This is a genomic window from Paenibacillus sp. 11B (genome assembly GCF_030487755.1).
GTDB classification, from domain to species: domain Bacteria; phylum Bacillota; class Bacilli; order Paenibacillales; family Paenibacillaceae; genus Paenibacillus; species Paenibacillus vandeheii.
Genome location: NZ_JAUKNS010000002.1, coordinates 21,638 through 44,422 on the forward strand (window position 1 = coordinate 21,638; position 22,785 = coordinate 44,422).

Below are 22,785 nucleotides of genomic sequence, written 5' to 3' on the forward strand. Positions count from 1 at the left end.
AGGGAAGGGATTTGTTATGATAAAAATCTGGAGGCGAATGAGATGCTGGAATTAGAGTTTACTACTATAGAGGAGTGGGATGAAGCATTGTGGGCGTGGATGGAGCGAATCTATCATGAGGCTTTTCCAAGCGGCGCGAAGACAAAAGCAATTCTGCGCAGTATGCTTTGACCGAGGGATTGGTTATTTACACACGGGCGTGCATCAAGGAGAAGTGGTTGCGATGGCTGTTACTGGACTGGAGGGGAGGGCAGCGAACCGCATCGTGATCATCGATTACCTCGCGGTTGAACAGAAGCTGCGCGGGTCAGGCATCGGGACTTGGATGCTGGAGCAGCTCAGAGCCTGGGGGTTAAGTGAACACGGCATCAAAGGTATGATTATCGAGGCGGAGTCCGGGACAACGGAGGCTCATCAGGAACGCATTCAGTTCTGGCAGCGCAACGGGTTCATTCTAACCTCCTATGTTCATCAGTATAGAATGGTGCCAGAGCCGTATCAGGCCATGATGCTGCCACTGGATGGAAGCACACATGTGCCTGATGATGGTGAAGCACTGTTTCGTTATATCAATGCTTTTCATAAGGTTGCTTACCGGAAGAGTTAGACCGACATTTATTCTGTCAACGATGCCTGAAATATGAGAGAGCCGCTAACTGTGTAATAGGGTTAGCGGCTTTGTGGTCTGTACGGCTAGCTCTTTAATATGCGTTTATCAGCAAATTTCTCGGTTATGTCACTTGTTGCTGGTCTTCTTGATCAAGTCCACGCCATCGTATACCAGACTTTCCATACTTGCTGCCTTCTGCAGGATGTAATGATCAAAAAAGTTCTTCGTATAGTCAGTAACAAGATTTCGCATCTCCATAGCATCCCGTTCGCCTCTGATTTCCTCATTAACACTGGTAAACACGATGTCGCAGTAATCTAAATGCGCAACACGATCAACAGAGAAATAATAGGTTTCCATGCTATTGTTAGCGCCAATTATCGCATTCATATTATAGTTAGGTTCACAAAACAGTAGCAAGAACGGTTTCTTAAGGTCGCTGCCCTGAAGGCCGAACGCACCGCTATCGAGGCCTATCCCGCAGGCGAACCGGTCGTCGTCCCGGCAAACAATCGCCGTCGTAAGCCCTCCATAAGAATGTCCGACGATGCCCATGCCGATGTCAAGCAACAATCTGCCCTTAAAGATGGAATTCAGCTCTCCAGAGTCCAGTTTGTAAAGATAATCGGCTACATACCTTACATCTTCTGCCTGTAATTCACTATACTCTGTTAAGTTGGCAATTATCGGCAGTGTAAGCACGTTACGGCACATCTCAATGGCAGTTTCGTCGTCAGGCCGCATCTCCATCTTACCAGCCAACGCCAGCATCCCCGGATCTTCAGAAAGCGCTGTAATGACATCCGAAAAATCCTTTGATACATTAAACAGGCGCCCATCTTTACGCTTATACATCGTGCTATTCTGATGGCCGATGCTTACCACAACATACCCTATGCTTGCCAAGTCTGTACAGATCACGGTACCCCATTCTGGAGAACTTCCTCCGCCGCAAACATAGAATAACACCGGATAGCGCTTTTCCTTACGGGAGACAGCAAGTTCGTCGTAACACTGGGTCATGATATCTATAGAGAAAACATCCTTCAACGCAGTGGCAAGTGGCTGCTCATTCAACATTTCGTAGACTTCAGGAAACATGTACGATGATGTAGTCTTACCTTCGCTGCTGTCGGACGGATAGTACACAAACAACGTCAGTTCTCTTTTTGAGTGATCTGATGCTGTGTACTCAAAATCCATCTGGGTTCGACCGACAGTATAGCTGCCAATTGGTTCTGGAAATGCATCATACGTTTTCATTTTCTTGTTCCCCCTTAATTAATAAAAGTGGCGAATGTGAAATACATACATTGCGCGCGCTATGAGCGCTTTTTCAAAACAGTAAAACCATTACATTCTATCTTCAGTGAATCATATCTACTCATTGGCTTTCTTAAAATCTCTAACAATTTCAGAATATTTATGATCTTCAAGCAGCCCATGGCTCATAAAGTCAGTAAAGTACTTGCTAATCTTATTTTGCAGCGTAGAGTCCTTAATATTGAACTCCCTATAAAACATGACTAAATTAAACTGCATTGACTCAAACATAAATGAGATCAGGTCGTCGTCAATATCAGGTCGGAGGTATCCATCCACTCTCATTCGGCGCAAAATGTCCTTGATCAAGGGGAAAGACTCGCCCTTTAGCACATTCAGATATACTTTAAGTAAAACGTTCTCAGGAATGTATAAAAATGTTTCAGTGAGTTTGATTTCCAGCTCATTCAATGGCTCAATCACAGTGCCATTAACGTTACCAAATAAGCCAGTAAGGAAAAACCGGTAAAGGGAATCTTCATTACTGTTATTAAAATACGCAGCTCTTTTCTGGGTCACATTACGAACTAAGAGACAATAAAGGTCATCTTTGTCTTCAAAATACCGATAAAATGTTCCGGGGTGCATGGACAAACTATCCAAAACCATCTTCATAGTTATATCCTCGTAAAGATGATCAACAAAAAGATGCATAGCGTTATTAGATATTTCCTCGCGCCTTGCTTCGTCTAAACGAATGAAAGAATTTTTTGGCATAGATTACTCCTTAATGTGAAGTGTGAACCCATTCACACCATATCGATAATTCATTCACATGTCAAGTAGTATTGAATTATCATTATAAAAAATTAAAACCATTGCATAGAACATTATCCTTCCTAAGAAATAAGTTAAAAGAGTTAGTGAGGAGAGTTAAAAGAACCCTGCAGAAGTAATGAAGTGCACCCCTTAGAATGGACATTGGAAAAAGCCCTGGTTTATCAGATGAAATTCTAGGGGGTGCATTTTGTATGCCAGCAGTTAAAGGTCAGAAGTTTAGACAGTTTTCCTACGAGACCAAGATGGAGGTGATGCGTCTTCACTTGATGGAAGGTTGGACTTATCGCAGAATCATGGAGAAGTTCGGCATGACAGACAGGCATCGTCTCAAAGACTGGGTGAAGAAATACAAGGAATCCGGTGAGTTTGGACTCATCGATCATCGTGGAAGACGAGAGGAATATTCGAGGAAGCCGCAAAAGAGTATCTAATGCGAATTACATAATGATTTTAGAATAAATAATTTCAAGTTTTAAAGTTGATGAAACATATAAATGTTGTATCTATGATTATAATATTAACAATACTACACAATTCGTTTTCGTTACCTTGAGAACGGCTCAAACGCGAATCAGAAGTGCTTGCTTCCAATTGAACGGTTTTACTATGTAGGAAGCTGAATTCTGGCGAGGAGATATTCAACGAAAGTATGTGAAAATTTAATTTTATTAGGACTTTTGTTAATGGAAAAATCATTGACTTAAGCCCTGATGGGAGAGGGGAAAGATGTTTGGTGAACAGCAAGGAAACCAACGGTGCTTCGAACGAAAGTGTGACAGATCAGCAGCTTCAGGATCAGTTGACATATTATAAAGAACGAGCTCCAGAGTATGATGACTGGTGGTACCGTCGAGGCACATTTAATCAAGGAGACGAAGCCAACCAAATCTGGTTCGATGAGATCAGTACGATTAAGGATGCTTTTAAAGCTGAACATTTTCATGGTGACTTTCTTGAACTTGCGGCGGGGACTGGCACTTGGAGTAGTCTGTTCTTAAAAGAAGCCCTTATATTGACCATTGTAGACGGTTCCGAAGAAATGCTTTCGCATAATCCGGTAGTATCTGAACCCAATGTAAGAACGATCGTTGCAGATCTTTTCAGTTGGTCTCCGGATCAGTTATACGATTCAGTTGCTTTTACTTTTTGGATATCTCATTTACCCAGAGAGAGACTGGCGAGCTTCTTGACCATGGTATCACGCTGTTTGAAGCCCGGAGGGAAAATGTTCTTTATCGATGATCGAGAAGTAGCAGGAACCCGTGAGTCTCATGTTGTGGGGACATCTGGGCAAACGATGGTTCGGAAGCTTAATAATGGTGATCATGCTACGATAGTGAAGAATTTCTTTGGCGGTAAAGAGATTGAGAAAATTGCTGCTAGTGTGGGAATTGTATTGCATGTCCATTGCACCCCTAAGTACTTTCAGTATGGGATAGGGTCCAAAACAGTCTAAAGCAGCACAATATAGATAACACTAAATGTTCGCTGAAAATAAAGAATTAGACTGGAGTCGTTGATTTAACGCGGTTTTTGAATTAAAGAATCGTCAGCTTTTTTAATGATACAAATTTTTGAAGTTCAATTGGAACACGTTGGACAGCTTGCAAAGCAAGGAACGGATGTTTATTCAACTGAGCAAGAAAGTGAAGCTTTCGGCCTCCGAGACCAAATACAGCGATAAGGTTTACGCGTCCATCGATCGCACAAATGGTTCTACGAGTTGGGTGTACGATTATTCTGACATTCCCAACGACAAACCTTTTACCGCCTCGAAGTTTTATTCTGCTAATAATAGCTATAGTTATTTTTACAAAATGAAAGACGCAATCGCCTATGATCTCTCCGTTGTCGATCCGAAGGGGAAATTGAAATGGACAAAATATATAACCGATTCGTACACGCCATTGGTGCTCGACAGCGGTAACATTGTCATTCGTTCCTTCGTCCCCAACAAGACGTCTTCCCTTAGTTTCACCGAATACAACCAGGGCGGGAAACAGATACGAAAGCTAAACTTAACCAACAAATGGACTTCAGGGATAGTAGAGGTACTTCCAAACGGCTATGTGGTGCATGAATCGCCTGAGCAAGGCAGCATTAGTGTTTACCGGAGTCTGAGTACGCTGAAAACACCGCTGGTCACCTATACGGCTCCAAAATCGATGAAAGATCCCTATCTCGAGGTGAAGCCATCTGAAGGTGGATCCTTTATCGTTATTTCAAGGAGTAAGAAAGATAATCTGGTAATTGGTTACGATATGAAAGGCAAGAAGAAGTGGGTGCGTACTCTAAATGTGAATGATCAGATCGATATTACGGGCAACAACTACTTGGTTCGGAACGACAACGTGTATAGACTGTATAGCAAGGATAACCAGCTTCTCGGCAATCAGCAAATTGGCGAAATTGGCGATAAGAACTGGATTTACCATATGACGCCTTCAGGCGAGATTACCGTGGAGAAGCAGTATCAGTGGCAGGAGCATCCACCTATAATTGATGAGAACGTGTTTGAGGGAGATTGGGCCAGGGAAGACTTCTATGTGCTGGATCCTAGGAATTTGCAGATCAAATACCATCTTTCTAGTCTGTGGCTCGATCAAAAGGCCGGGCACATGTATATTTATGCCGGAAACGGTGAGCTTTATCTCACGAACGAGTTCTTCGATAATACCTTGACCAAATACATACTGAAATAGCGCTGAGCGAGGATTTCCATTTATCGCTCTTCCAAACACGCGTAATTCCTCTAATACATCGCCAAGTGACGTACAGCACTGGCGATGGCTTTTTATATAATCCGTTCACTTATAGTGGTTATTACTTGGATGAAGAAACGGATATGTTTTACCTATTCAACCGATATTACGACCCACAAGATGGTCGTTTTATTAGCCAAGATAATATTGAGCCAATCGATTCAAATTTGTACATTTATGCTGTCAATGATCCAATTAACAGTGTTGATCCTAATGGAGATTTTGCATGGGCACTTGGTGTGTATGCGATACCAGGTGTGGGTGGGCTAAGAACGATAGAATGAGAGGGAGCGAGGCGAAAAAAAGAGAAAAGAAACAAATAAATGATACATTTGGTTCAAGGTCTCAAAGGGAAAAAAGTACAAAAGAATTACACCGAGATAAAAGAGATCAAAGAAATGATAACAACAGAAGTTGGAATGATTTGGACATGTATCGATAATTAATTATTCATTTGATCTTTGTATTATTGACCTCAACAACTTATTTGTTGGGGTCAATATTATAAAAAGGAGATGCGATAAATGACTTTTTTTGAACAAGGGGAAGAGCTCTATGAAGAAGGTAATTATAATGAAGCATTAGTTTACTTTAAAAAGGCTCTCAATGAGAATATAGATATCCAAGATACAATGAATTACATGGGAAGATGTCTTACAGAGTTAAAAGAATATAATGCCGCAATTGAAGTTTACGACAGGGCAATTAGACTATTCCCTACATGGGAAAGATTATACTTTAATAAAGGTTATGTCTATTTACAATTAGGCAATACTGAAGATGCACTAATTTTTTGTAAACGTGCAGTAATGATAAACTCAAAATCTGAAGATGCTTTGTATTATCTTGCCCTTTGTTATCAAAAAAAGGAGGAATATAAGAAAGCAATAGAATATTATCAAAAATCATTAGCACTTAATACTAATCAAGAAGAGGCCCATATTAACCTAGGATTAATTTTCCATGAATTAGGAAATAATCAAGAAGCGCTCGACGAATTTCAGTGGGCTTTACAGATAGATCCGTCATCAACTAATGCAATGTATAACAAAGCATTAGTGTTAAAGCATATGGAAAAAAAAGAGGAAGCTATTATCGATTTTAAAAAGATCCTAATATCAGAACCTGAAGATTACGATGTAAGGTTACAAATCGCAAAAATTTATCTTGAAGAAAATCAATTTGAATTAACAGCATATTATTTAGATTCAATATTAAGTTTTGATTCAAATAATACTGTTGCGCTTTATTTCAAAGGTAAGTTGCTTGAGAGGCAAGGCAATTATGAGACCTCAATCAAACTATTAGAACATGCCTCTTCATTAGACCCGATTGATATAGATATTTTGTTACTATTAGCTCAACTTTATAGTTTGATCCATTTAAAAGAAAAAGAAAGAGCTTGTTACATCCGCATCTTAAAAACTGACCCTGAAAATATAATTGCAAAAAATAAATTGCGATAAAGTATTGAAACGATGGAAGAAACTGAACGAGTACAATGGCTAACAATCTCATCGAGGGAATAGTCATATTAACGAATCATAAAATTGTTGAACGAGTTTAAGAGACATTTATTTAGGCTGGAAAGCTTCAACTGCGAGATCGTGCAGCAGATAAGAAGAAGTTTAAAACGATTTATAATAAATAGCCAGCGCTTAAATGTTGGCTTTTTCTTCATATGTAAATATAGATAAACTGAATTCGAAATCATTTATTTCTAAGAATAGAGGCAATGTATGAGCAACCCGAATATAATAACTTTATGTTAATGTACAAAAATGTCGAGGGACAAGAACATATTCCCTAGCACACTGATATTTGGTTTTACCCCATGTTTCGTTCGATACGCAAAGCAAATAGCCCCCACGAATGGACGGGGCTAAGATTTGAACGTTCAATTTACACTCCATAGTTATACGATCCTGCACGTTCTACGATTATATTCCAGTCTTCTTCTTCAAAAAGGATGTTGTTCTCATCCTCGGGTTCGCCGATCTGTACTTCAAGGAAGACCAACCTGGTTTCAGCGAAAATAGAATAGACGCTCTCCGAGATCATCGCGAACTGAGTGCCCAGAGTCATCTGTGTGACCTGTCCGTTGATAAGCAATTGACCGCTGCCTGCAAGTACCGTCCACGCTCTACATCCTGCCCGGTGCCATTTCAACCCGATATGTTTGCCCGGAAGAACTGTTATGTTTAATGTGGTTACAGTTGTATTTTCATCATCTACCGAACTCTCAATGACACGATAACTGCCCCAGGTTGCTTCACCATACATCGGTTTTAATGGCAAGCTGCCCAATTGCGCTTTAATTTCATTTGAATTATTTTTGTTGGCAATGAGAATGCCGTCCGGACTTGCGGCAGCGATAATACCTGGCACGCCAATGACTTGGATGGGGTAGGGAAGCTCGTTAATAATATAGGAATCGGAGGAAGAGCCCGAGATTCCACCGTGTCCGAATACATGGGAATCTAACTGGGCACACAGCGTATCCCAGCTTCCGATATCCTGCCACACTCCCTTATAAGGCAGGACTACGGCCCGCTGCGCCTTTTCTGCAACATGCTTGTCAAAACTGCGTTCTGGCAACGCTTCATACAGGGACGACAATTGATCATAATGAACCGGAAGCCCCATTTTTTTAATATGGGATATCATAAACGCGACGGTGAATGCGTACACACCGCAGTTCCATAGTGCCCCACGTTGTAGCAGAGTTTCAGCAATGGTGGCTTCGGGTTTTTCTATAAATTGTGTTATGGGCGCATAAGCATTACGTTCTTCCCCACCCGGCAGGATGTATCCATACTGTTCTGAAGCATGTGTAGGCCTTGTCCCAATTAAAGCGATATCGGCTTGAGAATGTTTCAATATGTCCGGCAGTAATTGGAAGTTGCCGAAAAAATCTTCACCTGCGAACACATCAGCTGGCGCGATACAGATCACATCGTCATCTTTGGCCATTCGGAAGGATTGCAGATATAACGTCGCTAAGGCCGCCGCAGTAAAAGTGCCTCGTTTATAAGGTTCCCCGATGACTGGTATTTTGCCTTGAGTATGTCGAGCCGTAATATTAGCCTGATCCTGATGTGAAATAATGAGCGTTGAATCCGTTAGGCATGAACTGTCAAGCTGGCGGCATACTCTGCTGATCATGGATTCCCTACCTCCAGCGGGTGATGGAAGTATATCTATGAACAGCTTGGAGCGAAGCTCATTGGATAACGGCCAGAGCCTTTTGCCAGAGCCGCCGCACAGCAGTACGATATGCATGGGCTTCCTCCTTAAGCTCAGGGAGCTTTACTATAGATTTTCCGTTTATGAAAGGAAAGAGAACGGTATTTAAGAGCCAGATTACGGATTTGTTGCTCTTTTAACGAAGAAGCGTTAACATTCAGACTTTTATTCATGGAACTTCTAAGGACCATGCTGCCTGGGTTCTTCGTATACATAAAATTGGCATACGTTTCATACTCGGAGAAACCAAACTGCTTCTTCTTATTGATATTGGAGATGATCGCTTTGTACCATGGCAGCTTATGAACCGCTTCGATTTTCTGTTTTAAGGCAGCGAGTTTCGATTTGTCGAACAGCATATAATGGGTGACAAAAGAGCGGGGACGCGGAGCTTTCATGCCTAACAACTTGCGGTAGGTATTGAAATATTCCGGCTGGCTCCAGTCACGGCAGTAAAATACTGTTTTGCCTTCTACAAGAAATGAATGAGGTTTAATCAGTACGGTATCCGCATCCATGACTAGAAAGTATTTTGCCTTCACAATGGAATCTCCGTTCATTTTGAGCAGCTGCTGATATAACCAGCCTGACCGATTCCATCGGGAGGACTGGTAGTGTATCTCGTTTTTGGTTATAGGCAGGACGGATCGCTCATTAACAAAAATGCAGTTTTTACGGGAACAAAGTTTTCTGATTTTGGTGCTGACCGGAGAAACAATATATATGCTTCCAATGGGATGTTTTACATAACGGCGAATGTTATCGATGACGAGGGGAAGGGTAGCCAAATCTTTCTCGATCGCTGGTATAAGAACATCAATCTTAGGCGCATTATTCAACCGGATTCCACGCTGGACGGACATCTTCTCAACTCCTTGCACAAATCGTGATGACTTATTATATGGTATGTGTGCAAAAGTGTTTTGGTCAGGGCATGTGAAAATATACATTTTTTACGAATAGGGGCTTTTGTTGAGGGTTCCTTTATCGGTATTACATATAATGCATGCAGGATCTTGATCAAACAGCGAGCTTTGATGCGGTTGCTGAAGGGAGAGTTTACGACATGGGAGTTGATAAATTGCAGCCGTTAAGAAGCAAGTGGTTAAAAACAAAATTGATCATTAATAATGAATCAATTAAACCGTTTATCCCCGACACACAGAAATATAACAAAACGAATCTGAAATCCATGATCAGCAAATATGGAATGGTCTATGTCAAACCTGAGAGAGGTACTTTCGGGATGGGTGTTATTAAGGCCGAGATGGACAGTCATCAACATTTTGTCTATCAGATAGAGCAAAAACGCCTGACGTTTGACAGCTTTGAATCGTTTTATAGCAGTCTGACTCGTTTGGTGCATAAAAGAAGTTATCTGATTCAGAGAGGAATCCATCTGCTTAAGCACAATAACAGACGTTTTGACATCCGAGTCATGATACAGCTAAGCCCGACCAAACATTGGGAAGCTACCGGAATCATCGGCCGACTGGGTCATCCAAAGAAAATCGTAACCAATTATCATAGTGGTGGTACACCGATGGATATTCACAAGCTGCTACAATCGCATGCATCCACAAAACGCAGGAATAAACTGGTTCAGGAGATGAATGAGCTTAGCCTGCGCATAGCTCGTCATATGAAAAAAAAGTACCCGTATCTAATGCAAATCGGTGTAGATATCGGCCTTGACCACAGTCTGAAACCCTGGATTATTGAGGTGAATGTCAAACCTGACCCATTTATATTCAATCAATTAAAGGATAAGACGATGTATCGCAAGGTAATACGATATTACCGCCATGTTATGCCCAAAAAAACAGAATAACAGACCGGATTTTTCATAGGAATGGATGGAGAAAGTTTCAAGCTCAAAAGTCGCCAATGTGGCGACTTTTGAGCTTGAACTGCGTTTTAGGGTCTGAATAATGCATTTCATCCCAATTCGACTCCGAAACCTATGCTAAAATAGTATATTCGAGAGTGAAATTCAGAGTCGATGTCGATGAAAGGCGGATGTTCCCCCATGTTCGATATTGCAATCTGTGATGATGAGGAGCAGCAGCGAGAACGTGTGAAAACATTTCATTTCATATTCTCATCTTGGATGTGGAGATGGGCGGAATGAACGGGATTCAGACCGCTAAAGAGATCAGGAACATGAAGTTTCTGGATGTACAGATTATGTTCTTGACCAGTTACCCGGAATACATGGTGGAGAGCTTCGATGTCATCACCTTTCAATATCTGATTAAGCCAATTCAGCCGCAAGTTTTCGAGGAAAAGATGTTGCTTTGGGAGTTAATCTTGATGGTCCTTTGAAAGATGCTGTAGTTAGTAGAGAAAGTGACTTAGTGTTGAGTACAGTAGGAGTTGTCGAGGGACAAGAACATATTCCCATTGAAGTCGCTATTTAAGCGGCTTTTTTTATTTTATCGGTACAAGTTCGTGTCCCGAGCCAAGGACAAGAACTTGTACCGATTACCGTATTGGACAAGAACATGTTCCTATTGCCTATTAGGGGTATATCAATCGTTATTTTTGCCCGTTAATTCATTAAACTAACGGGCAGGATTGTTACAATTCATGGTAAACTACCTTAAGTGGAGTCTATGATTGTAGTGACAGGAATCCGGAAAATGTTGTTTATCTACAGGACGATATGTTCCGTTACATGAAGGATGCTGGGATGGTCTCCCTTTCTTTGAACTTTATTAAGTAGGTAAATGAAAGAGGTAATTTTTGCATGAGTGATTTGAAATATTCGAAAATCAAACCGTATCAAGGACTCCGATCTGATACCCGAAATGTTCTGCGAGCATCTCGTCTACCCGTTTTTATATGGGTTATTTTTATTTATTTAACTGTATTGTTCACCCAGATCCCCGTGATTCCTAGATTGTTAGATTATATTTTTTTTACAGTTCTCATGTATATCCACATCTTGCTGCATTGGTATGCCGGATCTATCGTTTATAGAAGTCACTGGATATATTTTGTAGTACAAGGTCTTGTTGTTTGGGGTTGTGCATTACTCATGCCTGAGGTTTATTCTGTTATCTTTGTCAGTTTATTGACGGTCGTGATTGGGCAGAGTATTGGGGTATATTCCCGGAGACTCAAGGTACTCTGGGTCTGTACGCTTTATAGTGCTATTTTTGCTTTTTCATTGGTTTGGTTGGAGACAACTGAGGATTTGTCATCAACATTAATATCGCTCTTCTTCATGATGTTTTTTGTAATCAGCTATGCTACTTTGTTCTATAAACAAGTTCATATTAAATTGCGGACACAGTCATTTTTACGTGAATTGGAACGAGCGCACAGAAAAGTGGAGGATCTGACAATCGCCAACGAACGACAAAGGATGGCCCGTGATTTACATGATACCTTGGCACAAGGGTTGGCAGGTCTCATCATGCAGCTTGACGCCATGGATGCCCATTTAGAGAACGATAATAACCAACGTGCCCACGAGATTGTTCAGCTGTCGAAAGCCCAAGCAAAACGCACGCTTTCGGAGGCGAGAAGCGCAATTGACGACTTGCGATTGTATTCGGTAGAAACCATAGATATCTCTAAAGCGGTGCAGGATGAGGCTGAACATTTTTCACATATGACAGGCATTCGAATTTCCACAAGTTTATCGATACACCATCCTGTGGTACCTAAGTTGATCTTAGAACATAGCTTGCATATCATTCGAGAATGCTTGGCAAATATAGCTAAACATGCTAATTCTACAAATGTAGAAGTCATAGTTGCATCAAATGAAAACGTAATCGAGCTAAGAATTACGGATGATGGAATAGGGTTCGAAACCAAGCTGATCGAGAAACAATCCGGTGGCTATGGATTGATTGGTTTATATGAACGAGCTAGAATTATTGGCGGGAAGATAAAAATTGATAGCGGAAAAAAAGGAACCAACGTTTTTGTCCGCATTCCATTACAACAGGAGGACGCCAACTTATGAAAATTAAGATTCTAATAGTGGATGACCACCTAGTCGTACGTGAGGGACTTAAGCTGATCATTGAAACCAATCAAAAGTACGAGGTAATCGCAGAAGCTTCCGACGGTGTGGAAGCGGTTCGACTGGTAGAGACCCACAAGCCCGATATTATCTTATTGGATTTGAATATGCCAGAGATGGGCGGATTAGATACCATGACAGTGCTCAAAGCTAAAGGACTTGAAATACCAGTCATTATTTTGACTACCTATAACGAGGATGAAATGATGATACGAGGACTGACGTTAGGTGCCAAAGGATATTTGCTCAAGGATACGGGAAGGGAGATGATTTTTCGCTCCATTGATGCAGCGATAAGGAGGGAGACGTTGCTTCTTCCTGAAATCACCGAGAAAGTTTTCGGTAACAATACGCCAATAAAGTCAAAGAAGTCATTCTCGGGGAAGACATCTCTTACAGACAAAGAAATGACCGTGCTTCAAGCGATTGCCCGTGGCTCTCGAAGTAAAGAGATCGGCTTCGATATGCGAATATCCGAACGGACAGTTAAAGCACATTTAACTAATATATATATTAAATTAGGAGTTGATTCGAGAGCGCAAGCGGTCGCAGTAGCGATGGAGCTTGGCATTTTAGATTTATAACTAAAAATTCATAGATTGCCCGATCGTACAATAGGGAACTGCCCTTTTGTACGATTTTTTTATTTTTCTCTTCCATTTATGATGAGTGTAGGAATAAAAGAGGAGTGTTAACACTATTCCATGACCTATATTGGAGGAATAATTATGAGGAAACTACTGACAGCGATTTTGGCAACTGTTCTCACACTAACCATGCTCTCCGCCAACGGCTCCAAAATCTTCATTTCCGCACAAGGGCAATTTTCGGAACAGGGGAATAACGTCATTACTGCAAATGATCAATTTCCGAAACCGGTCGGAAATTACACGGTCGGGCGGACACAGATGGACTTTACGTACAGAGCATCAGACAATTTAGCAAGGGATCTGACCGCAATAATTTTCTATCCGTCCGACAGCAGTAAAGGCAAGCCAACGGCAGAATATGCATTTTCGGAGTTTCAGTCGCTAAGGGATGAGCTTGTGGTCAAATTGGGGGGGACAGCGGGTGGAGAACAACTTTTTGCCCCTAATTTTAAAACATGGTCCTACGACGATCTGGCCTTGTCTAAAAAGGAAAAACAATATCCGGTTTTATTCTTTTCACATGGAGCAGGAGCTTACCCGCAGCAAGGCACCTTGTTCTCTCAAGACCTGGCAAGCGCCGGCTATATTGTGGTATTAATCGGGCATCCGGGGAGCGGTGTGTCCAAACTGAAGGATGGACGAATAAAGGGTATGACAACTGAATTTTTGGACGACATCGTAAAGTATACCATGGAATTTGCCGGCTTAATCACGCCCCAAATATCGATCCTGACAGAGAAGCTGGGGGAAGAACAAGCAATCGAGGTTTCTCGGCAGTTGACTTCCGCGCCTGAAGCCGTCAATTTTGCGAAATATGCCGTTTTACAGAGCGAGGATATTAGCTATGTCGCAGATCGTTTATACGAAATGAACTCAGGTGACATTGATTCCATATTTAAAGGTAGATTGCAGCTTGAAATCGGTATGGGTGTGTTTGGGCATTCTTTCGGAGGAACGACAGCGGCACTCGTTAGCCGTGACGATGACCGATTTGTCGGAGCTGTAAATCTTGACGGCAATATGTTAGGCGCGCTGGATAGCGACTTTAAGAAACCTTTCATGCAGCTAGGTACCGTACTTGCCTATAATACGAATGCTTTCCTTCTTGAATCGAACAGTAAGGAAACGTACTTTGCCATTATTGATAATGTGGTTCATAGTGACTTCTCCGACTCGTTGTATACTGGGGGAGAGGCTCCCAGAGGAACCCGGGACGCTATGGAACAACGCACCATTATTTCCTCTTATACAAAGGCGTTTTTTGATAGATATTTGTTAAAAAAGGAAGCGGAAATTGAAAACCTGACCTTTGACGGCGTAGAAATGATTAAGAGGTCTCAAACATTTGTGGACATCCAAAATTATGGTTGGGCGCGGGAGGCTATAGAGACTTTGTCTGCGCGCGGAGTCATCACTGGTGTAATGGAGAACCGCTTTAGCCCATCGGCTTCGGTTACTCGGGCGGACTTTATCCTGATGTTGGTCAGGGCACTTGGCCTTAATGAGTCAGGAAACGGTTGGGCTACGGATACCGGTATCAGCTTCTCAGATGTGGATTCCGATTCTTACTATGCCGATGCACTGCACATTGCAAAGAGCATGGGGATAGCATATGGCCAGGATAATAATCACTTCCGCCCCGAGTCCGAAATATCTAGACAAGATATGATGGTGCTTATTGAGCGAGCGCTTAAGCTTGTCGGCAAGGATATGGATAAGGGAAGCGAGAATCTGTTGGAACGTTTCTCGGACTGGTCTAGCGTATCCGAATATGCGCAGAAAAGTATCGCCACACTGGTTGCTGATGATATTATTACCGGAGATGGGACAAAATTGAAGCCTTTAGCATCATCGTCCCGGGCGGAAGCAGCGGTGATGATTTACAGAGTCATTCACTAACTCGCTGCAGTCCTAATCAATATAAACAATCCGCAACTAGGTTCCTTTATTTCTCTGGATCCAGAACAAGATATGGATTTGGATAATCCGCTGAATCGGAATGGATATAGTTATGGATTAAATAATCCAGTTGCGTTTGTGGATGATGATGGAAATAATCCATTTATAATATTTGTTATCGTCTTCGTTGTAAAGGTAGTCGCTAAAAAAGTAGTCAAAGCTGCTGTTAAGAAGACTGCGAAAAAGGCTGCGGGAAAAGCGATTAAAAAACAACTCATGGTAATAGTAAAGCAAGTAAAAAAACACAACATGGATATGAAATATCAGAGAAATCTACTGGAGATGTTGTAAAAACAGGAATTAGTGGGCAAAAGTTAAATAAAAATGGGACTTCTCCACGAGCAAACAGCCAAGTGAACAAATGGAATAAAAATGCTGGTACTAATAAGTATGAAGCAAGAGTAGTTAAATCTAAAATGCGTAACAGACAACAAGCCCTCGAATGGAAAAAAGAATGCTCAAAAACTATGGGATAAGGGAAATTCAATGAGTAGACATCAAAGACCACGCCCATGGGAATAAAGTAAGGAGAGAATCAGATGTATCTAAAAGAATTTGACTTAGACTTACCATATATTGTGAATGATGAAAGAATTGAATCTATAATGAAAATACAAAAATGTGAGTACAACGAAGCAACAAAATTAGATTATGAATTGAATTGGAAATGGAAAAGGCGTTCATTTAGATTGGAAACTCGTTGTATTACAGCGATGTTTGAACGTTTATTTGGAAAATACAAAACGAAAGATTGTTGGAAAGTCCTAATAGAATGTGTAGAAAACATTTCTGACGAAAGGATTGTTAACGATTCAGGTGTGTGTTCGGCGCCAATCCAATTTAGTTTGAATGACTTTCGTGCAAAAAATGAGTTGGAGAAAAAAAAAGGTTACGCTTCGACTACTAATGGATGGGATCGAGAAGCTTGCTCTACGTAATAGTTGGGAGATTGAGCCATTTAGGGAAATAGCATTACAAATAGAAGAATTAGGTTATGTAAATGAATGGACTTGGAAAAAAACAGTAACGAGTCCTAATAAGAAGTATAATGCTAAAGTCATATGCCATCATAATGTAGAAAGTATGGATATATTCATATCTATTCTACAACGAGATGGCACGCAAGTACTTTTAGAAAAGGTCATATCAGAACAACCAGATGAATTTGCCTATGCTAAACATTTAGGCGAACTGAAATGGGAATCTGATTTTGAAGTTGCTTTGATTAATAAAAAAGGCAATAAAAAGTATTTGGTAGCCATAGAACACTGATCATATTGTCTGTAGATAAAATTGTAAAAGGACAAGAACATTAGTTCAGTGAAAGTCGCTATTTATGGTCATAACCCCGTCAAGTAGACAAAAAGACGAAATTTAAGCTGCGACCGTTTCTCGGTACTCCACCGGGGAATGGTCGTTTAGCTTTTTATGGATTTGGTTTCGGTACAAATTAACAAATAAGGAGCATTCATACGGTGTAAAAATTAATACTGTAGATAATCCCGGTTGGTCTGTCGAAATCAACCTAACAGATACTTGTTTAGAAGATGTACCGTTTGAAACGATTGAAGAAGAGAGAAATGAAGAGGATTGGTTCTACTGTATTGTGAGGGATGGAGTGTTTCACGGTGCAGGTGGAGCAACAAATTTAGAAGAGATACTATATAAATTGAACTAAACATTTACACAAAACGGAGAGGGCAGAAAGAACCTGAAGAAGCGGAGCTAAAAGCTTTCTGAAAGAAAGCTGCATCGTGGGCTTCGAGTTTAGAGAGAAGTTAATTATGTAGTACCTGAGGAAGAGACCTTGATTGGCTAGATGCCTCTTAAGGTCTTTTTATATTCTTTATAGAGATATGTCTAGGACTAATCTTTTCTAGGTGTTTTGTTACTACACAATATTTGGAAGAGAGCAACGAGTAATTATAACACCATAAATAGATGAGCAGGTGTTGGAAAGGAAACATATTTTAAAGCTACGACGAGGGAGTTTGGAAGACTATGAGACATACATGTCGAGGGACAAGAACATATTCCCATTGAAGTCGCTATTTAGCGGTTTTTTTTATTTTATCGGTACAAGTTCGTGTCCCGAGCCAAGGACAAGAACATGATCCTATTGCCGATTAGATGAATGTCTAAATGAAAGCATTGTAGTTAAAATTCAACAAACACCATGACACATAGAGTTTTCACATCGTTATGGAACAACTGCCTCGAAGAGAGTTCTCCTAATTCATAAAACAAACAAACGGTATAATTTGTTTACAGTAAGAGTAATAGTTTCTATATTGTTTATTTTATGGTTCCTTATTTAAAATTACCGATTTAATAAATGTCTTCCGTATGTCCAAGAGTGTGCACGTAAGATCTGCTCACTTTTTTCTGGACTGATCAGTTCAGATATGTTATATTTCTGAAACGGGAGGTGTTACTTATCGCCAGGACTAAAGAATTTGACAAAAATCAAGCGTTACACCAAGCAATGCTGTTGTTTTGGAAAAAAGGATATGAGGCTGCTAGCATACCGGATTTACTAGAAGTGATGGGCATTAGCCGATCCAGCCTTTATGATACGTTTTCCGACAAGCAAACCTTGTACAGAGATGCCCTGGAGCATTATAAAAAAGGGAGTTCCAATAAGCAGACCATTCTTGAACAAGCTTCAAACGTTAGAGATGGAATTCTTCAATTTTTTGAGTATCATATTGCTTCAGCATACGATACCAGCCTACCGGGCGGATGTTTTGTAACGAATACAGCTACAACAGTGGAGTCACCAGATGAACAGATAAATGTCTTGATACAGACTAGTTTTTCGGATTTGGAACAAGCATTTTGTGAGCTTTTGGAGAAGGGCCAACAATCGGGAGAGATAGATAAAACAACAGATATCAAAACATTGTCTTATTTATTGCTGAATTTACATCAAAGCATAAATATTATGGCCAAAACAGGTCAAAATCCAGAACGTGCAAAAGAGATGATTAGTTTTGTAATTGCAGGTATATAATTTTTTTTGACAATATCGGAATGATTGTTCCGTTATTATATTCCTCATATTTTGAAGGTTCCATTTGAAGAGTATCTGTAAGACCATATTTTTTTGATCATTCCGGAACATTCATTCCGTTATTAAAACAATCCATCAACAATAAGGAGATGCAACCAATGAAGATATCGTTTATTGGACTTGGAAATATGGGGCTTCCAATGGCACAAAACCTGTTGAAAGCGGGGTATGAATTAGTCATCTTTAATCGGACCCCTGAAAAAGTTGAACCATTAATAAAACAGGGAGCACGCTATGTCCAAACACCACTAGAGGCAGCGAAAGAAAGTAATCTTGTAATTACCATGTTATCTGATGATGCTGCATTGAGAGAGATTGTTGAGGGAGCAAATGGTGTTCTGAACGGATTATCTGAAAATGGAATTCACGTATCCGCCAGTACGATCAGCGTAGATCTGGCTCGGAAATTATCCGCATTGCATGCGGAGAGACACCAACACTTTGTGTCTGCAACCGTAATGGGGCGCCCGGATGCCGCTAAAGCAGCTACATTGCGCATTATTTTAGCTGGTCCGGAACATGCAAGACAAAGAGTACTTCCCATGTTAACAGCACTAAGTCAAGAGATATTTGAGATTGGGGATCATGGCGAAGAAGGTAACATTGTCAAAATAGGCGTTAACTTACTAATTGCTTCAATGCTGGAAGCTTTGTCGGAAGCGCAGCTCATGGTTGAAAAGCACGGCATTAAGCCGTCCCGATATATGGATGTTGTGAATGCTCTTTTTCAATCTCCGGTATATCAGAACTATGGAGAGATCATGACTGAACAGCGCTTTGAACCAGCCGGTTTTAAAATGAAGCTCGGGTTAAAGGATGTTGCATTAGCTATCGAGGCAGCCAAGTCAGTTCAAGCTCCACTACCTTTAGGTCAGCTTATTCATCAACACCTCTCTGAAGGAATTACCCATGGTTATGGTGAGTTGGATTGGACGGCTTTAATCCGTTGTCTTGAGCATTCCTCTTAAGGAAAGAAAATATAAGGAGAGATTAATTATGGAAATAGGTGTTACTTCATTCGTAGAAACAAAGCCTGATACTGAGACCGGAGTTGTCATGAGTCACGCTCAGCGATTGCGAGAAGTCGTCGAAGAAATCGTCCTTGCAGATCAGGTAGGACTTGATGTGTTTGGCATAGGTGAGCATCATCGTGATGATTATGCAGCATCTTCACCAGCAATGGTGTTGTCCGCTGCGGCGCCTCTCACAAAACGAATTCGATTGACAAGTGCTGTGACGGTCCTATCTTCAGCAGATCCTGTCCGTGTGTTTCAGGATTTTTCCACGCTTGACGGTCTCTCCAATGGACGTGCCGAGATTATAGCGGGTCGGGGTTCCTTCATTGAGTCCTTTCCACTGTTTGGTTATAACCTGCATGACTACGAGGATTTATTTAATGAAAACATTGAACTGCTTCTTAAATTACGGGAATCCGAGAAAGTAACTTGGAGTGGAGGCCATCGACCAGCGATACATAATCTGGGGATATACCCGCGTCCTGTTCAGAATTCTATACCTGTATGGATTGGTAGCGGAGGTACTCAGGAGTCTGCCATACGTGCTGGAATTCTAGGTCTGCCACTAGTTCTGGCAATTATCGGTGGAAATCCAACGAAATTTGCGCCACTTGTAGAACTGTATAAAAAGGCGGCAACTCATGCTGGTCATGATGTATCGCAGCTTCGGGTAGGTTCTCATTCTATCGGATTTGTTGCAGAAGATACAGAAAAGGCCGCAGAACTCTTTTTCCCGTCCACTCAGTACGGCATGAATAAACTCGGCAAAGAGCGGGGGTGGGCATATTACGATCGTTCCAGCTATGACGCTGCTCGCAGCTCTGATGGTGCGTTGTATGTTGGGGATCCGGAAACAGTTGCTCAAAAAATTATTCATCTGCGCAAGCATGTAGGAATTACACGTTTCATGATGTATGTTCCCTTAAGCACGATGCCACATGAGTTGGTAATGCGGGCTATAGAACTGCTCGGTAAAGAGGTTGCACCGCGAGTACGAGAGGAAATTTCCAAGTGGGAAGCTGAAATGAGATAAGAATTAACTGAAAAAACGTACACAATCGAATTCATTATTATATTTGGAGGAATTATCATGAGTATTGAGACACGTATATTACCAGAATTAAGAGAGGTATATTCACAATTTCCAGGGTTTGAGTTGGAGAAAAATTTAGAGTGGAGCAGAAACTTAGTATCGGCTACATCGGTGAGGAAATCAGAGCATGTAAACACAACCAGCCGGAAAATTCCGAGGGATGGAGGTGAGATGCTGGTCAAAATATATGAGCCTGCCGGCCGAACGAATGATTTACTACCAGCCATGTTATGGATTCACGGGGGCGGATACGTGTTAGGACATCCAGATATGGACGACAAATTGTGCGAACTTTTTGTTCAGACAGCAGAATGTATTGTCGTATCAGTCGATTATAGGCTCGCTCCTGAGCATCCTTATCCTGCGGCGATTGAAGATTGTTATGCTGGATTGGTATGGATGACGGAGGAGTCAGCAATGCTTGGCATTGATGTGAATCGGGTTGCAATTGCCGGTGCTAGCGGTGGTGGAGGGCTGACAGCAGCACTCGCGCTGATGGCTCGCGATAAAGGAGGTCCGTCTATTATTTTCCAAATGCCATTGTACCCGATGTTAGATAATCGTAACATCACGCCATCTAGTCATGAGATTACAGAAGAGGGTTCAATCTGGAACCGAACGGACAACGTGGCTGCATGGAATATGTACCTTGGTGAGGAGAACGATGTCAGTGGAAGTTTTTCTTATGCAGTACCTTCGAGAGCAGAGAGCTTGGCCGGATTGCCGCCTGCCTATACTTGTGTAGGTCAGCTCGATCTATTCCGAGACGAAACGATGGAGTATGTGGCACGTCTTGCTCAAGCTGGTGTGGACGTAGAATTTCACCTATATCCGGGCTGCTTCCACCTTTTCGAAAGTCTTGCTCCAGAAACAGAAGTCAGTCAGCGCGCTGTTCAGGGTTATATGGATGCGATGGCACGAGCACTTCATCCCAACAGGGTTCTTTAAAGCTGCAGAGGGAAGCCGATCCGCAGTAAAATAGCTAGAGGTCACGTTATAAATCAAACCAAATCGCCGCAAACCTGCGGCGATTTGGTTTTTACCTAGATTTTAGCGTGCATTCTTGCTTCTTCAAGCCATTGTCGGAGAAAATATACGGTAAGCGTTATAAGCAAAATTGTGGTATTAGAAATAAGAGGAGAAACCATGTTTAGGAATATACCTGAGAAAATGTAGAATGACATAAAGTCGCCAACCAAGTCATTTTGGTAGGGAACTTTGTGTCAATGTACATGTCTGTCGAGGGACAAGAACATAGTGCCATTGCCGAAAAGGACATGTCGAAGGACAAGAACATAGTCCCATTGAAGTCGCTAATTTAGCGGCTTTTTTATTTTATCGGTACAAGTTCGTGTCCCGAGCCAAGGACAAGAACTTGTACCGATTACCGGAATGGACAAGAACATAGTCCGATTACCGATTAGATGAGCATCAAAATAGAAAACGATGTGATTTAAATCTCAACAGGTCTTCGTTTATTATATTAACGATGAGAAAATTAAAATAAAACTCTTTTTGACAGAGGCCGAAATTTGGTGGCAAAAGAATTTCCCTCATTAAATTCTAATCTTACTCACCTTATCTTCTAAAGTACGCGGCTTACAATAGAGGCTGTAGTTAAATTTGAAGGAGGAATTCACAATGAACAAGAAACTGATGGTCGGTGCGCTTGCTGTTGCTCTTACTGGAGGAGGAATCATGGGAGCGGCCTTATTGCCTTCCACGAATGCAGCGGCTTCGGATGCTGCAGCTTCCGCTTCGGCAATGTCGGCATCGGCAACGCCAGTCCAAAAAGCTCAAACCCAGCAGGATAACGATAAAGAAGTGAACGACGACGGTGCGCAGGACAAGCTGGATAACGATAAAGAAGTGAACGATGACGGTGCGCAGGACAAGCAGGATAACGATAAAGAAGTGAATGACGACGGTGCGCAGGACAAGCTGGATAACGACAAAGAAGTAAACGACGACGGCGCGCAAGCGGCTTCTATCACGAAGCAACAGGGTATTGATGCAGCCTTGAAGCAAACGGCAGGAACGGTGTCCGCCGTGCAGTTGGAGACGGAAAACGGCGTAGCCGCCTATACCGTTACGATCAAAGACGCTGCGGGAACACAGCATGAGGTTACGGTAGACGCCACGACGGGCAAGGTCATTCCCGAGAACGACTGAACCGACTTCCGAAGAGCCTAAGCTTTCGCTTAGGCTTTTTGCCCGTTTTGCCGGGATAGATT

General features: G+C 41.7%; 25 protein-coding genes and 1 pseudogene. 22 read left to right on the forward strand and 4 right to left on the reverse strand.

Features of this window, described 5'->3' with window-relative positions; all coding sequences use genetic code 11:
* Positions 1–42 precede the first annotated feature (42 nt).
* The gene (locus Q0V21_RS08630; RefSeq protein WP_301878476.1) at positions 43–171 is read left to right on the forward strand and encodes a hypothetical protein; all 129 of its coding nucleotides are present in this window, start codon (positions 43–45) and stop codon (positions 169–171) included.
* Positions 172–223: 52 nt separating this feature from the next.
* Positions 224–607, forward strand: coding sequence for a GNAT family N-acetyltransferase (locus Q0V21_RS08635; RefSeq protein WP_301878477.1), 384 nt, complete (start codon positions 224–226; stop codon positions 605–607).
* 129 nt (positions 608–736) lie between these two features.
* Here the strand turns inward: Q0V21_RS08635 and Q0V21_RS08640 are convergent, their stop codons facing one another.
* Together Q0V21_RS08640 and Q0V21_RS08645 are read right to left on the reverse strand one after the other, a co-directional pair.
* On the reverse strand, positions 737–1,873 hold the full coding sequence (locus tag Q0V21_RS08640) for an alpha/beta hydrolase (protein ID WP_301878478.1): 1,137 nt from the start codon (positions 1,871–1,873) through the stop codon (positions 737–739).
* Positions 1,874–1,990: 117 nt separating this feature from the next.
* Complete coding sequence (locus tag Q0V21_RS08645) at positions 1,991–2,650, reverse strand: TetR/AcrR family transcriptional regulator (protein ID WP_301878479.1); 660 nt, start codon at positions 2,648–2,650, stop codon at positions 1,991–1,993.
* A gap of 254 nt (positions 2,651–2,904) precedes the next feature.
* Between Q0V21_RS08645 and Q0V21_RS08650 the strand changes: the two genes are divergently transcribed.
* The 5 genes from Q0V21_RS08650 to Q0V21_RS08670 all read left to right on the forward strand — a co-directional run bounded on the left by Q0V21_RS08650 (position 2,905) and on the right by Q0V21_RS08670 (position 6,941).
* Positions 2,905–3,144, forward strand: a complete 240-nt coding sequence (locus tag Q0V21_RS08650) for a helix-turn-helix domain-containing protein (RefSeq protein ID WP_301878480.1) — start codon at positions 2,905–2,907, stop codon at positions 3,142–3,144.
* A gap of 302 nt (positions 3,145–3,446) precedes the next feature.
* Positions 3,447–4,169 carry a class I SAM-dependent methyltransferase gene (locus Q0V21_RS08655; RefSeq protein WP_301878481.1) on the forward strand — a complete coding sequence of 241 codons (723 nt, stop codon included), beginning with the start codon at positions 3,447–3,449 and terminating at the stop codon, positions 4,167–4,169.
* A 118-nt stretch (positions 4,170–4,287) separates the two neighbouring features.
* On the forward strand, positions 4,288–5,415 hold the full coding sequence (locus Q0V21_RS08660) for a hypothetical protein (RefSeq protein ID WP_301878482.1): 1,128 nt from the start codon (positions 4,288–4,290) through the stop codon (positions 5,413–5,415).
* Between the two features lie 65 nt (positions 5,416–5,480).
* Positions 5,481–5,759, forward strand: a complete 279-nt coding sequence (locus tag Q0V21_RS08665; RefSeq protein WP_301878483.1) for an RHS repeat-associated core domain-containing protein — start codon at positions 5,481–5,483, stop codon at positions 5,757–5,759.
* Positions 5,760–5,999: 240 nt separating this feature from the next.
* Positions 6,000–6,941, forward strand: coding sequence for a tetratricopeptide repeat protein (locus Q0V21_RS08670; protein WP_301878484.1), 942 nt, complete (start codon positions 6,000–6,002; stop codon positions 6,939–6,941).
* Between the two features lie 436 nt (positions 6,942–7,377).
* On the opposite strand, the gene Q0V21_RS08675 is transcribed toward Q0V21_RS08670, so the two are convergent.
* Together Q0V21_RS08675 and Q0V21_RS08680 are read right to left on the reverse strand one after the other, a co-directional pair.
* Positions 7,378–8,757, reverse strand: a complete 1,380-nt coding sequence (locus Q0V21_RS08675; protein WP_079345382.1) for a sugar phosphate nucleotidyltransferase — start codon at positions 8,755–8,757, stop codon at positions 7,378–7,380.
* A 17-nt stretch (positions 8,758–8,774) separates the two neighbouring features.
* Positions 8,775–9,584 carry a DUF6492 family protein gene (locus tag Q0V21_RS08680; RefSeq protein ID WP_301878485.1) on the reverse strand — a complete coding sequence of 270 codons (810 nt, stop codon included), beginning with the start codon at positions 9,582–9,584 and terminating at the stop codon, positions 8,775–8,777.
* Between the two features lie 203 nt (positions 9,585–9,787).
* On the opposite strand from Q0V21_RS08680, the gene Q0V21_RS08685 reads away from it, so the two are divergent.
* From Q0V21_RS08685 to Q0V21_RS08750, 15 genes and pseudogenes are all read left to right on the forward strand, one after another.
* Positions 9,788–10,552, forward strand: a complete 765-nt coding sequence (locus tag Q0V21_RS08685) for a YheC/YheD family protein (RefSeq protein WP_301878486.1) — start codon at positions 9,788–9,790, stop codon at positions 10,550–10,552.
* A gap of 198 nt (positions 10,553–10,750) precedes the next feature.
* Positions 10,751–11,016 (forward strand): annotated as a pseudogene (locus tag Q0V21_RS08690) (LytR/AlgR family response regulator transcription factor); the annotation flags it as partial.
* 454 nt (positions 11,017–11,470) lie between these two features.
* Positions 11,471–12,700, forward strand: a complete 1,230-nt coding sequence (locus tag Q0V21_RS08695; RefSeq protein ID WP_079345388.1) for a sensor histidine kinase — start codon at positions 11,471–11,473, stop codon at positions 12,698–12,700.
* Complete coding sequence (locus tag Q0V21_RS08700; RefSeq protein ID WP_079345390.1) at positions 12,697–13,344, forward strand: response regulator; 648 nt, start codon at positions 12,697–12,699, stop codon at positions 13,342–13,344. The genes Q0V21_RS08695 and Q0V21_RS08700 overlap by 4 nt, the downstream gene beginning before the upstream one ends.
* A gap of 144 nt (positions 13,345–13,488) precedes the next feature.
* A complete protein-coding gene (locus tag Q0V21_RS08705) occupies positions 13,489–15,309 on the forward strand; it encodes an S-layer homology domain-containing protein (protein ID WP_179132644.1) in 1,821 nt (606 codons plus the stop codon).
* Between the two features lie 72 nt (positions 15,310–15,381).
* Positions 15,382–15,660 carry a hypothetical protein gene (locus Q0V21_RS08710; RefSeq protein ID WP_079345394.1) on the forward strand — a complete coding sequence of 93 codons (279 nt, stop codon included), beginning with the start codon at positions 15,382–15,384 and terminating at the stop codon, positions 15,658–15,660.
* Entirely contained in the window at positions 15,630–15,845 is a 216-nt protein-coding gene (locus Q0V21_RS32850) for a hypothetical protein (RefSeq protein WP_079345396.1), read from the forward strand. Before Q0V21_RS08710 ends, Q0V21_RS32850 begins: the two co-directional genes overlap by 31 nt.
* Positions 15,846–15,908: 63 nt before the next feature.
* On the forward strand, positions 15,909–16,307 hold the full coding sequence (locus tag Q0V21_RS08715; RefSeq protein WP_301878487.1) for a hypothetical protein: 399 nt from the start codon (positions 15,909–15,911) through the stop codon (positions 16,305–16,307).
* Positions 16,276–16,641 carry a hypothetical protein gene (locus Q0V21_RS08720; protein WP_301878488.1) on the forward strand — a complete coding sequence of 122 codons (366 nt, stop codon included), beginning with the start codon at positions 16,276–16,278 and terminating at the stop codon, positions 16,639–16,641. Before Q0V21_RS08715 ends, Q0V21_RS08720 begins: the two co-directional genes overlap by 32 nt.
* Before the next feature lie 160 nt (positions 16,642–16,801).
* Positions 16,802–17,047: an Imm53 family immunity protein gene (locus tag Q0V21_RS08725; RefSeq protein ID WP_301879526.1), complete on the forward strand. Its 246-nt coding sequence runs from the start codon at positions 16,802–16,804 to the stop codon at positions 17,045–17,047.
* A gap of 750 nt (positions 17,048–17,797) precedes the next feature.
* Positions 17,798–18,382 carry a TetR/AcrR family transcriptional regulator gene (locus Q0V21_RS08730; RefSeq protein WP_301878489.1) on the forward strand — a complete coding sequence of 195 codons (585 nt, stop codon included), beginning with the start codon at positions 17,798–17,800 and terminating at the stop codon, positions 18,380–18,382.
* Between the two features lie 158 nt (positions 18,383–18,540).
* Positions 18,541–19,410: an NAD(P)-dependent oxidoreductase gene (locus Q0V21_RS08735; protein ID WP_301878490.1), complete on the forward strand. Its 870-nt coding sequence runs from the start codon at positions 18,541–18,543 to the stop codon at positions 19,408–19,410.
* Positions 19,411–19,438: 28 nt separating this feature from the next.
* Positions 19,439–20,491: an LLM class flavin-dependent oxidoreductase gene (locus Q0V21_RS08740; protein WP_079345404.1), complete on the forward strand. Its 1,053-nt coding sequence runs from the start codon at positions 19,439–19,441 to the stop codon at positions 20,489–20,491.
* A 57-nt stretch (positions 20,492–20,548) separates the two neighbouring features.
* Positions 20,549–21,499: an alpha/beta hydrolase gene (locus Q0V21_RS08745; RefSeq protein ID WP_079345406.1), complete on the forward strand. Its 951-nt coding sequence runs from the start codon at positions 20,549–20,551 to the stop codon at positions 21,497–21,499.
* Positions 21,500–22,192: 693 nt separating this feature from the next.
* The gene (locus Q0V21_RS08750) at positions 22,193–22,723 is read left to right on the forward strand and encodes a PepSY domain-containing protein (RefSeq protein WP_079345408.1); all 531 of its coding nucleotides are present in this window, start codon (positions 22,193–22,195) and stop codon (positions 22,721–22,723) included.
* The last annotated feature ends 62 nt before the right edge of the window (positions 22,724–22,785 follow it).

What these genes read in the sequence shown, in the direction of transcription:
- Q0V21_RS08630 (WP_301878476.1), top strand. Translation starts at nt 43, where the DNA reads ATGCTGGAATTAGAGTTTACTACTATAGAGGAGTGGGATGAAGCATTG.
- Q0V21_RS08635 (WP_301878477.1), top strand. Translation starts at nt 224, where the DNA reads ATGGCTGTTACTGGACTGGAGGGGAGGGCAGCGAACCGCATCGTGATC.
- Q0V21_RS08640 (WP_301878478.1), bottom strand. Translation starts at nt 1,873, where the DNA reads ATGAAAACGTATGATGCATTTCCAGAACCAATTGGCAGCTATACTGTC.
- Q0V21_RS08645 (WP_301878479.1), bottom strand. Translation starts at nt 2,650, where the DNA reads ATGCCAAAAAATTCTTTCATTCGTTTAGACGAAGCAAGGCGCGAGGAA.
- Q0V21_RS08650 (WP_301878480.1), top strand. Translation starts at nt 2,905, where the DNA reads ATGCCAGCAGTTAAAGGTCAGAAGTTTAGACAGTTTTCCTACGAGACC.
- Q0V21_RS08670 (WP_301878484.1), top strand. Translation starts at nt 6,000, where the DNA reads ATGACTTTTTTTGAACAAGGGGAAGAGCTCTATGAAGAAGGTAATTAT.
- Q0V21_RS08675 (WP_079345382.1), bottom strand. Translation starts at nt 8,757, where the DNA reads ATGCATATCGTACTGCTGTGCGGCGGCTCTGGCAAAAGGCTCTGGCCG.
- Q0V21_RS08680 (WP_301878485.1), bottom strand. Translation starts at nt 9,584, where the DNA reads ATGTCCGTCCAGCGTGGAATCCGGTTGAATAATGCGCCTAAGATTGAT.
- Q0V21_RS08685 (WP_301878486.1), top strand. Translation starts at nt 9,788, where the DNA reads ATGGGAGTTGATAAATTGCAGCCGTTAAGAAGCAAGTGGTTAAAAACA.
- Q0V21_RS08695 (WP_079345388.1), top strand. Translation starts at nt 11,471, where the DNA reads ATGAGTGATTTGAAATATTCGAAAATCAAACCGTATCAAGGACTCCGA.
- Q0V21_RS08700 (WP_079345390.1), top strand. Translation starts at nt 12,697, where the DNA reads ATGAAAATTAAGATTCTAATAGTGGATGACCACCTAGTCGTACGTGAG.
- Q0V21_RS08705 (WP_179132644.1), top strand. Translation starts at nt 13,489, where the DNA reads ATGAGGAAACTACTGACAGCGATTTTGGCAACTGTTCTCACACTAACC.
- Q0V21_RS08710 (WP_079345394.1), top strand. Translation starts at nt 15,382, where the DNA reads ATGGATTTGGATAATCCGCTGAATCGGAATGGATATAGTTATGGATTA.
- Q0V21_RS08715 (WP_301878487.1), top strand. Translation starts at nt 15,909, where the DNA reads ATGTATCTAAAAGAATTTGACTTAGACTTACCATATATTGTGAATGAT.
- Q0V21_RS08720 (WP_301878488.1), top strand. Translation starts at nt 16,276, where the DNA reads ATGGATGGGATCGAGAAGCTTGCTCTACGTAATAGTTGGGAGATTGAG.
- Q0V21_RS08735 (WP_301878490.1), top strand. Translation starts at nt 18,541, where the DNA reads ATGAAGATATCGTTTATTGGACTTGGAAATATGGGGCTTCCAATGGCA.
- Q0V21_RS08740 (WP_079345404.1), top strand. Translation starts at nt 19,439, where the DNA reads ATGGAAATAGGTGTTACTTCATTCGTAGAAACAAAGCCTGATACTGAG.
- Q0V21_RS08745 (WP_079345406.1), top strand. Translation starts at nt 20,549, where the DNA reads ATGAGTATTGAGACACGTATATTACCAGAATTAAGAGAGGTATATTCA.
- Q0V21_RS08750 (WP_079345408.1), top strand. Translation starts at nt 22,193, where the DNA reads ATGAACAAGAAACTGATGGTCGGTGCGCTTGCTGTTGCTCTTACTGGA.